The sequence below is a fragment of the Veillonella sp. 27098_8_77 genome (genome assembly GCF_041431535.1).
Lineage (GTDB): Bacteria > Bacillota > Negativicutes > Veillonellales > Veillonellaceae > Veillonella.
This window is the reverse complement of record NZ_JAPVXW010000002.1, coordinates 52,480-63,514: the sequence shown is the minus strand read 5'-3', so window position 1 is coordinate 63,514 and position 11,035 is coordinate 52,480. Positions and strand designations below refer to the sequence as shown.

Annotated in this window: 11 protein-coding genes; all 11 read right to left on the bottom strand. The window is 37.2% G+C overall.

The features are described from left to right. Positions 1-2: 2 nt before the first annotated feature. The 11 genes from O3617_RS01875 to O3617_RS01825 are packed head-to-tail and all read right to left on the bottom strand — an operon-like array spanning position 3 to position 11,034. A complete protein-coding gene (locus O3617_RS01875; protein WP_371448369.1) occupies positions 3-1,454 on the bottom strand; it encodes a lipopolysaccharide biosynthesis protein in 1,452 nt (483 codons plus the stop codon). Between the two features lie 16 nt (positions 1,455-1,470). Further along, complete coding sequence (locus tag O3617_RS01870; RefSeq protein WP_371448368.1) at positions 1,471-2,640, bottom strand: CapA family protein; 1,170 nt, start codon at positions 2,638-2,640, stop codon at positions 1,471-1,473. Further along, positions 2,588-3,520, bottom strand: coding sequence for an ATP-grasp fold amidoligase family protein (locus tag O3617_RS01865; RefSeq protein ID WP_371448366.1), 933 nt, complete (start codon positions 3,518-3,520; stop codon positions 2,588-2,590). The genes O3617_RS01870 and O3617_RS01865 overlap by 53 nt, the downstream gene beginning before the upstream one ends. Beyond that, the gene (locus O3617_RS01860) at positions 3,495-4,745 is read right to left on the bottom strand and encodes an O-antigen ligase family protein (protein ID WP_371448365.1); all 1,251 of its coding nucleotides are present in this window, start codon (positions 4,743-4,745) and stop codon (positions 3,495-3,497) included. Before O3617_RS01860 ends, O3617_RS01865 begins: the two co-directional genes overlap by 26 nt. A 48-nt stretch (positions 4,746-4,793) precedes the next feature. Further along, positions 4,794-5,861, bottom strand: a complete 1,068-nt coding sequence (locus tag O3617_RS01855) for a glycosyltransferase (RefSeq protein ID WP_371448364.1) — start codon at positions 5,859-5,861, stop codon at positions 4,794-4,796. After that, a complete protein-coding gene (locus tag O3617_RS01850; protein WP_371448362.1) occupies positions 5,854-6,921 on the bottom strand; it encodes an NAD-dependent epimerase/dehydratase family protein in 1,068 nt (355 codons plus the stop codon). Before O3617_RS01850 ends, O3617_RS01855 begins: the two co-directional genes overlap by 8 nt. Then, a complete protein-coding gene (locus O3617_RS01845) occupies positions 6,902-7,621 on the bottom strand; it encodes a 2-C-methyl-D-erythritol 4-phosphate cytidylyltransferase (RefSeq protein WP_371448360.1) in 720 nt (239 codons plus the stop codon). The genes O3617_RS01850 and O3617_RS01845 overlap by 20 nt, the downstream gene beginning before the upstream one ends. A gap of 17 nt (positions 7,622-7,638) precedes the next feature. Further along, positions 7,639-8,499 carry a phosphorylcholine transferase LicD gene (locus tag O3617_RS01840; protein WP_371448359.1) on the bottom strand — a complete coding sequence of 287 codons (861 nt, stop codon included), beginning with the start codon at positions 8,497-8,499 and terminating at the stop codon, positions 7,639-7,641. Positions 8,500-8,508: 9 nt separating this feature from the next. Then, complete coding sequence (locus O3617_RS01835) at positions 8,509-9,195, bottom strand: sugar transferase (RefSeq protein ID WP_371448357.1); 687 nt, start codon at positions 9,193-9,195, stop codon at positions 8,509-8,511. Continuing rightward, positions 9,192-10,391, bottom strand: coding sequence for a DegT/DnrJ/EryC1/StrS family aminotransferase (locus tag O3617_RS01830; RefSeq protein ID WP_371448355.1), 1,200 nt, complete (start codon positions 10,389-10,391; stop codon positions 9,192-9,194). Before O3617_RS01830 ends, O3617_RS01835 begins: the two co-directional genes overlap by 4 nt. A 22-nt stretch (positions 10,392-10,413) precedes the next feature. After that, positions 10,414-11,034, bottom strand: coding sequence for a CpsD/CapB family tyrosine-protein kinase (locus tag O3617_RS01825; protein ID WP_371448354.1), 621 nt, complete (start codon positions 11,032-11,034; stop codon positions 10,414-10,416). Between the last annotated feature and the right edge of the window lies 1 nt (position 11,035).

Genomic DNA, 11,035 nt, shown 5'->3' with positions numbered 1-11,035 from the left:
CTTTAGGAACGCCTTAATCTCGTTAAAACGCTATCCCATATTTTCGTAAGCACAACTCTCTCCGTTGGAAATAGATACAACACAACAAGATACGAAATGAGACTGACACATATACAGAAAATCGTCCAAATCATACTAATATATACATGCAATAGAACATAAGAGCCTACACCTACAATGACGGAGGTGATGATATAGGTTTTAATATTGCTAATAACATTCCACGCATTCATCTTTACATAAACTGCTAAAAGATATAGAAGCACAGCAATCATTTGAACCCGTACTATCGACCTGGCATATACAAATGTAGTGAAATCATATTGAACACATATATATATAACTGGTATTAATACGATGAGATGCGCCATCTGTGCCAGGAATGAAATATTAGGCATTCCTTTTGCACGAAACGCTTCTGATATCAAATAAGATATAGCCGTCACTAAAGATGAGCTTAATGCCCAAGACCCTAGTACTATACCAGCTAATTTCCACTGTGGTCCCAATAATATTTGTACAATAAAATCTTGGTATACAAACATGCCCACACCTAAGGGAACCAAGAACAACGCCATATATCGTTGAAAGGTAAAAAACGTTTTTTCAAACTCCACCTTATTATGTTGATGCCGTGATAAGGCAGAGAATAAAACCGGAGCCATCGACGAAGTAGCAATAGCCATTACCGTAGTCACTATAGCAGTTGGCATTTTATACATACCAAGATAATAAGCATTTAAAAAATGGCTAATAATGAAGGTATCTATCCATGCAGTGAGCCATATGGAGAAAGCCTCTGCCAACGACCACGCACTAAAGCTAAACATATTACGAAACACTTGATATGAAAAATAAATTGATATCAACTTTTCTTGTCGTATACAAAGTGCGATAGCCGTAAAGAGTTGTGCCGCTAATAGGCCTGCAATCAATGCCCAATAATCAAATCCTGCTAACGCCATTGGTATGGATACGAATAAAGGCGTAACGATAGTAATCATCCGTATACTTAAGAGAAATTTAAAGTTAAAACTTCTCCTATACATTGCCATTTGAATGCTACTAAATGCACTTAAGGGCAACATAGTTCCCATTACAGCTAAAGGAATACCTAATCCATCATTTCCTACTAGTGATGCCAAATCATCACGCCACACAATGATGGCGATCCAGAGAATAATAGCAAGCACGATATTTGAAATGAATGCGACGCTAACACTCTTCTGTTTATCTTCTTCACTTTCAAATTCGTATTGAACAAGGAATTTTTGGAAACCTGCATCTGCTAACATTTCCGCAAAGGAAATAACCATCATAATGGTCGCTAAAATACCAAATGCTGTAGGGGCTAATATATGTGCCAATATGATATTTGTAATTGGTGTAATAAGCTTCGCTAAGACCTCCGTTATAAGGGACCACTTAGCAGCAGCTACAACTTTAGTATCCATATAAATTCTGATCCATTTACTTCCGATTTATATTCTTTAAACCTTGTAAAAACAATTCATGATGTGCTTCACAAGAAAGATAATTTTGTATTGCTAAGTAACTCGTTTTGCCTAACAATAAATGTACTAGCTTACGATTACATAAGAGGTTAATAGCTTTCACAATCCATGTACGTCCTATAAATTCACGCAAATAGCGATTAATATGTGTATCCGCAAAATGTTTATAATTTTCATATACAAAATGAGGATCCTTAATATCGTCTGTTAATTGATTGTACATTTGCATAACATTCTTAGCATGTTCATCAGATGATACTGTAACTCCCACATCTGTACGAGTTATTGGAATCTCACGAATATGAAATTCATTTCCATCAATAGTTAGTTCTATAACTATAGAATCAGCAACTATGTGTGGTAAATTATCGAAATACTCTGTTTTAAATACAAAGCTCCCTTGGCCATAGATAATTGTGCCATCTTTATACTCTTCTCTAGCACCTATGCAATGACTATGTTGACAAAGAACTAAAGAAGCACCTTTTTCGACAAACTTACGACAATATCGTTGCAACATTGGTGATGGATACCTATAAAACTCTTTACCTCCGTGATACAGTACAACTACGTAATCACATTGTTCTTTAAGTTTTTGTACGTCATCAAAGCTTTCAAGTACATCAAAAGGATTTGCCCCTGCACTATGCATAGTAGCACTAGAAAACTCATTTTCTGTGCACATATAAATACCTAACCGTATACCATCTTTAGTAAATATATACGTTTTTTTTGCCTCGTTTACATCATTGCCCGCTCCGCAATATGCTATATTAGCTTGTGTCAATACATGTATTGTAGATTCAAGACCTTCAAACCCTTGATCATAAGAATGATTATTGGCCAGACCAAGTAACAAAGAAGGAATTGCCTTAAATCCATTGATTGTTTTTCTAGGAGACTTTAAATTATGGCCAAATTTATCAATTGGTGTATCGGTATCTGTAAGTGGAACCTCTAAGTTAAACACATTTAAATCAGCCTCACATAACATGTTGTATAGTTGCGTTCCAATAATAGATTCCATATCACCATTTTCGAATAAAATCCGATTTACGTCTGTAGGAACAAAATCAGCTCCGATGTATACCTTCAAGATGTAACCACTCTCCCATTTTGTAATCAAACTCCATTGGTTCTATCTTTATAAATCCTGCGCCAGGGTATAAGGTTAATTCCCCAACATATAAACGATGATTAACATCATAAAAATCAACTCGTAAAAATGGATAGTCCTTCGTTAATTTCTTACATAACGATATCATTTCCTCATAATGAGGCGGTTTTTCAAAGGTTCTATTCGAAGGCTCATAATGAAGAATGGAAAGATTGATATAGTTCCAATCAACATCATAATAATTCATACGTGTACCACCTTTGGAAAAGCGTTCAGAACAAACTACAGTTAGTTTTGGTTCACCGTGAAAGGAATACATCTTATAGTCTAATAAATCCGCACTCCCTAGCTCATCTATATATGGTTCTGCTAAAATGCGTCGTTTTACATTCTTATAAGGCCATTCACGAGCTATTAGATAAAAATTCCGTTGTAAAGACATATTTATAATTCGACGTGCTCCTTCTTTGTCAAATTTAGATTTATCTTTACAAATGACAATTCCTCCACTATCGTGGGTGCATTTTAAAACAAACTGATTAGGCAATGCTTCAAAATCAATTTCATCAAAAGAGTCCCATACACCTAAATTAGGAATGATGTATTTGGAGTCTATCCTATCAGCCAAATAATTTTTTGCTTCATATTTATCAACCATAGTTGTATATATTGGCTTTCGATCATAAAGCTTCATCCATTGCATTTTTTCACTAAAGGTTCTTGGATCATCTAAATTTAATGGATATCCCATGTATTTAGGAAATATCTTTCGTAGAAATGCTTCATCACTTAGAGAATTATAGACACCCATTTTTATCATCGATCGCAAACGATAGTGAGGGTCGGAGATGAATCGTTTTCCTTTATTTAGTATTTTTTGTAGGCTCATGTAACTCCCCCCTTCTAGAACGTAAAATTTGTACCTCCATATAAAATAACATCATGTAAAAATAAGTACTTTTACTTTCATAGGAAACCAAGCCCATATCCATAACTAATTGGGACATAAGTAATATAAATACCATGACATATTCATTGCTGTGGAAATCATGATATCGAATCATGTTATATACGAGATACACATACATCGAGTAATACGTAACCACACCGATAATACCCGTGCCCGCCAATAACTCGATGTAATTATTGTGAAGGTAATAATTTTCTCTACCGAAAATAGAATATGTATATACCGCTGGATTATTAACACCAACGCCTATAATCGGAGACTGATGAAATAGATCCCAACCTATATCCACTAAGGCCATACGAACAATAGCAGATGAGTCACCCCCAGTACCGGTGAAAGCATCTACCATAGAACTCATACGTTCTAAGACTTCACTGAAGATTGGCAATTGGAGAATTCCTATAAATGCAATAATAACGATTCCTAAGTACGCCACCAATTTAGCTAAGGAGTTAACAATATTGTTACTGCGAAAGCTTTTAAATACAAATAATAAAACAATGCCTATAACGACAAATACCAATGCCTTCCGACTCCCCGTGGCAGCTAATATACCTAATGTTGGCAATGCTATAATGTTCCACCACCGAGGCTTATCATACATCATATAATATACGGTCATAACGATGGCATTAGCCCCTAGCAAACCTACGGTATTCGCATTTAACGCATCATTAGCAATACGAGCTGATGATGAAAGTACATTGATAAAATAGTCAAGTCCATAGTAATACACTGTATAAAAACAGACGATATATCCTGTCCACATACCAATTTTCAGCAATGAATCAACAGATTTTTCTCGCTGAAAGCACATATAGAGAACAATGAGCATGCAAAATATTTTTACAATATCAAAACTTCTACTCAGGGCTACAGACGAATCAAGAGCAGTTAGGGAACTTAGATAGCAAGCACCTATGAATAACAACATATACATATGCATCCATGTAAACGACAATGTAATGCGTCCTTGATCTCTAACGAGATAACATAGAATCAATCCAAACAAGCATACAAATAATACATATGCTCCGTAATCTGCATCACCGAGGGCAAATGATATGGTTAATGAAAGTACGAGAAATACTAATGTTATAAGCCATATAAGACGGTTGGAAATGGTTGTAATATTTAATTTCAATACTGTCCCTCTTCTCTCAATATATGTACATCACAACACAAACTGACCTTATAGAATATCAATCCATCGTTTAGCAATTTTACTGAGCGGGAACGTATCTCGCACCTTAATCGCCTCCGTAGATATACGTTTGGCTAACTCAGGATTTCCTAAGATGGATTTCATTTTTTCATACATCGTTTTCGTATCACCTACAGGAACAAGCAACCCATTAACACCGTCCTGAATGACCATGCGTGCACCGCCTACGGGACAGTCTGTAACAACTACAGGCAATCCCATGCCCATAGCTTCTAACATAGAGTTGGATATGCCTTCAAAGTCAGATGATGACACAAACATTGTACACGGACGTTCTTGTTCCAAAATATCAGATGCAAAACCAGGTAAAAGAACTCTATCAGTTAATCCTAAATTTGCAATTTGTTGTCGAAGTTCAGCTTCTAAAACACCTTGACCATATATGACAAGTTTATAGTCCTTAAACTCGTCAGCTAGCATACTAAATGCATTGATCATCATTGGTAAATTTTTCTGTGGATGCAATCGACAGGCGGTTACAATAATCTTTTGACGTTCCCCTTCATAAGGTTCCGGTAAATTACCATTAATAGGGTTTGGAATGATATGCCCACGGCTTTGTATAGACTTGGAAAAATATGATTTTGCATCTTCCGTTTGAAATACGATGGCATCAGCAAAGCGAAACGCAAAATTTCGCAACATCTGTTGGTATTTTCCTACAGGAACCTTACGCGGATTATTTCGCTCAGAAAACACCATGCGATTGTTTACAAACCACGAACTGATTGCCAAAATAAAGCTAGACGCACTTAAAAATGATAAACATGTCGCATTTGGTCGTCGTTTTAATATTCCCACAAGAGCTTTTATCTCTTGTAAAAAACGAATGATTTTATTGGAACTCGTCGTATGTATTTGAATTTGCTCAATTCCCTCCGGCAATGCATATTCTGTACCATACCGATTAGGGCTTGTTTGAATGACTGTAATTGTATGTCCATCATGATGCCATTGTCGTGCTAATTCTGTTAAAATTCGTTCGGCTCCATCATTACCAAGAGATATGGTAACAATTATAATTTCTTTACCCATATAGCCGCTCCTCTTTGATATATTCAGCCAGACGCATATACGCATCCTTCATCGTTACCTGTGGTTCCCATGATAGATTACGCATCTTCCTAGAATTCAAAAACATATGAACTGTAGGTGCATAACCAAAGGAGGATACATTTTCTGGAATATCGAAGACGACGGAAATCTTATCGTTCCCCACATGGCACGCTACCAAGTTAGCGATACTAGCAATACTACGTGTTTCCTCATCATGGCATACATTATAAGCTTCCCCGACTTCACCATTGGTCATCAGGATGATAATGGCACGTACCGCATCCGTAATGTAACAGAAGTTGGACATGGAATCGCCCTTAGTATGAAGGATAATATCACGACCATCCAAGGCATGTTGGGTGAACTGCATAAATACCCGATTATCATCTAACGGTACACCAGCGCCGAACGTCTGCGCAAGGCGAGCGATTTTAACAGGGACACCAAATTCAACAGCATAGGATTTACAATAACATTCGCACATACGCTTACTTTCAGAATAGGAACTACGAACGTTTAGATGATCTAAATACCCAATGCGATCCTCCGTCATAACTTGACCAGATTCATAGGGTATACCATACTGTTCCATGCTCGATAGATATACCATGCCTAAAATCTGTTGTTCTTTTCCTAGTTCCAACATACGCTCCGTACCATGTATCGATGTACGAATCGTATCCACTGGGTGTTCTACAAAGTATTTGGATTTTGTAGGAGCTGCACCATGCATAATATAGTCGCAGGCTACATCTAGAGAGTCTATCGGAGTATCCACAAATGTTATTGCTTGTGAATCTAAAATATCCACAAACATACGATAAGCCTTTTCTGTATTGCGCACATGGCACACGACATGTAATGAAAGATGATAGGCATCATTAGCAGCTACTAATGAACGAGCCACCATAGAACCAATCAAACCTGTAGCACCTGTGACTAGTATTGTCTTGCCTTGAAAAGCCTTAAATATATGAGAATCCTCTATAATTTCTTGTATGTCTCGTTCAACAACTGTATTAATTGCCCTCACCTCCACGTTCTCTATTTTTCAATATACCTGTAAACATATAGTAATCTGATGGAGTCGTAATCTTAATATTCTCTGGTTCGCCCCATACAGGATATAATGGGTATCCATAATGCATCATCATAGATGCAGAGTCGATAAAATCATGAATTCCTTCAGCTATTGATGTATCATGAACTGAAAGAATATCAACGAGCCTAAAACTTTGAGGCGCTTTTGCCATCAAACATTGTTGACGATTTAAAATCGTCTTTATTTCTCCATCATCAGTAACCATAACCGTTTCAATAGCAGGAGTTACCGTAATGGCACTCCCCTTTGTTTCAACAGATCGTATATTTCTAACAATGGTAGATCGATCAACCAAAGGTCGTACACCATCATGAATGAGTACTGTTATATCATCAACACCATATAATCGTTTCACTTCAAGCAAACCATTATATTGGGAGTCTAGAGCAGTTTCGCCACCAGGAACAATAGATACAATCTTTTGAAGTCCTTCTTTTGCAATCAGTGCTTTTGCATAATCCATCCAGTCTGCCTTACATACTAATACAATGCTATCAATGAGTTGTTCTTCTTCAAAGATAGATAATGTTTGTATTAGTATAGGCTTGCCATTCCATTCAAGGAATTGCTTTGGCATTTTATCATTTTTCATACGGGATCCTACGCCACCAGCAAATATAACTGCTATTCTTTTCATAGAACCTCCCTCATCGACTAACGATGTGAATCTACTAAATAATGAACACCCTTATAATTTGTATAACTATGATCCATATCGATATATACAGCATCATGTTTCGCTACGCGCTGTTCTACTGGTGGCAATTGCATATAATCGCCCCAAATCAAACGTAAGTACCGTTCATACCCAGCCATAACGGGAATTTGATGGCCTTCAAATTCCTTATATACAACATGGTCAAAATCCTTCCGTGGATGGCGCAGCTTCATACCTTTCAAACTACCGATTAGTTCTGTTACTTCATCGGATGTTTCAAAATCATATTGGCTCATTTGTTTTTCTGCAAAGCGCCATATATGATATCGCCATGATGGTTTAGAAATCACCTTATATATACAACCTGCCAATAATCGATATACTTTGCCCTTGTTATCAGGTAAACGTTGTGCATTAAATAGAGCAAATGTCATGGCCCACATTAATTGAAAAAATCGTTTAACAGAACCCTTTGGACAACCATCAATGGGCATAATCTCAAGGGCTAAACCGTGACAAATATCTTCATTCACACTGTGACGATTGATGAAAGTCGTTTCTTCATCGCGGATTGATGCACCTGCATCATGATAAATCTTATCTTTTGTGGTCCTACAATAGGTATATCGTTTATCTCCATATTTAGGCCAAAGTTGAGCTAATCGTTCATAATCGGGACGTGGCATAAAAATATCTAAATCATCATCCCAGGGGATAAATCCCTTATGTCGAATAGCACCAATAAGACCACCGCCACATAAATAGAATCGTAGATTATGGACATCACAAAATTCTTTAAATACTAAAAGCATATTTAATTCTTTAGCTTGTATATCATGAGCTGTTGTTTCTGCCATACTACCTTTCTAACGTATAACGGCCAATACCGTTTCCACCATAACCTTCAATTCTCGCCAAAATGAGAATTCTACAATACTCTTTAGATTCCATTCCATCTTTGCAGGCAATACATTATGAATATAACAATCATCTACATCATCTGCTGCATCTAACAATGCATCTTCATCCTTATACCGAATACTAGCTATGCTCGTCACACCTGCAGGGAGCAACAATGTCGCCTTCATTTCATCAGTATAAGCATCCACATATCGTGGGACCTCTGGGCGCGTGCCTACAAAACTCATTGTGCCTTCCAATATATTAATTAATTGAGGCAACTCATCGAGTCTACATTTTCGTAGCGCCTGTCCTACAGCGGTAACACGCATATCGCCTTTAGACGTAACTTGTGCACCAAGCTGTTCTGCATTTTGCACCATGGTCCTAAACTTATAAATTCTAAAGATTTTACCATATTGCGTAACCCGTTCTTGTCTAAAAAACACAGGACCTTCACTATCAACCTTTATCCATACTGCTAAGGCCAGAAATACAGGACTTAGCAAGAGTAATAAAATGGCTGCCATTAGTCGATCAAAAATAGACTTAAGCAGTAAATCACTCCGTTTAGATGCTAAGATATCGTAATAAGGACGAACTGCGCCACATCGCATATCATCGGGCAATTCCTGCCATGATTTCCAAATCATAATGCACCTAAACATTCTTTAAATGTATGAATCACATAGCTTACCTCTTCATCTGTCAAATTAGTATGAAGGGGTAGTGTAATTTCATTTTTGAACTGGTCATATGCATTCGGATAATCATCGATAGAAAATCCCAAGTTTTTATAAGCCGTGTGCATCGGAATTGGCTTATAATGCACATTTGTAGCAACACCTTTTTCTGCCATTCGTTCAATTAATTCATTACGTTGTTCTATGGTTGCATCATTGATACGCACTAAATATAAATGACCACTACTCATATGCTCTTCCGTATAATGAGGTACTACAGATACAGGACAATCTTTAAATGCGTCATTATATCGATTAATCATTTCACGACGCCGTTCTAATAGGCCAGGATATCGTTCTAATTGGGCCAATCCAATAGCAGCCATTATATCCGTCATATTGCACTTATAATAGGTACCTTTAATATCATATTCCCAGGCCCCCATCTTAGTTTTGGCCAATGCATCCTTATCCTGACCATGTAAAGATAATAGTTGGAATTCCTTATAGAGAGCTTCATCATCAATGCCCTCTATATGCTTCCACGTAGCACACCCACCTTCAGCAGTGGTAAAGTTTTTTACCGCATGAAAGGAGAAGCTACTAAAGTCAGCTACATTGCCTGTATGCACCCCTTTATAGGTTGCCCCGAAGGAATGGGCACAGTCTGCGACGATTGGAATTCGGCCCAAAGCACGTTGTATGTCATTACTTGGTGTAAACAACGTTGCCGCATCATTTACAATTGTAAATAAACAATCATAATCACAAGGTACGCCACCAATATCAACAGGAATGATAGCCTTTGTCTTATCGGTTATAGCCGCAGCCACCTTATCATAGTCCATTTCATAAGAATCAGGTGCTGTATCGATTAATACTAGTTTTGCCCCTACATGAACTACAGGACTTGCACTAGCCGTATAGGAGTAAGCACTAGTTATAACTTCATCACCTGGTCCAATACCCAATACGCGAAGAATCATTTCTAAGGCTGCAGTTGCTGAATTTAAGCACACCGCCTTTGGCGTCCCTAAATACGTTGCAATACGTCGTTCTAATTCCTTAGTACGTGGTCCAGTTGTAATCCAACCACTTTTTAACGCTTCTACCACCTCATTAATTTCTAATTCTGTAATATCTGGAGGAGAGAAATTAATTTTCATAGCTTTCACCTATACTTTCCATTTATTCCATATCAATAAACACTGATCCGATAATAGGTACTCCAATTTGCTCTAATCGTTGTTTAGCTAATGCCATATCATCAGGTTGAACATAATCACCTTTTACAACAAAGAGAACGCCATCTGATTTCTCAGCTATAACCAAGGCATCCGTCACACTTAACACGGATGGTGTATCCACTATGATGACATCGTATTCATCACGAATGTATTCAAAAATCGTTGATAATCGATGGGAATCAACAACTTCAGATGGAGATTCTACAGCTGAACCACTAGTAATTACATCTAAATGCGGCATTACATGACGATGAATCGTCAAATCTTCATCCATAATAATATGATTAGTTAATCCTTGATTTTTCACATCAAATACAACATGCTGTACAGGATTGCGTAAATTACCATCAATTAACAATACCTTGTCATTATTCCTAGATAATGAGATAGCTAAATTAGCCGCCACCTCAGATACACCTTCACCGGTTGTGGCAGATGTAACACACAGCAATTTTCTATTTTCAGCATTACAGCGATACTGCAAATTACTACGCAATGTTCGATAAGATTCCACAAGAGGAGTATCACCATATTCATTTGAAATTAATCGTATCGTATCCATC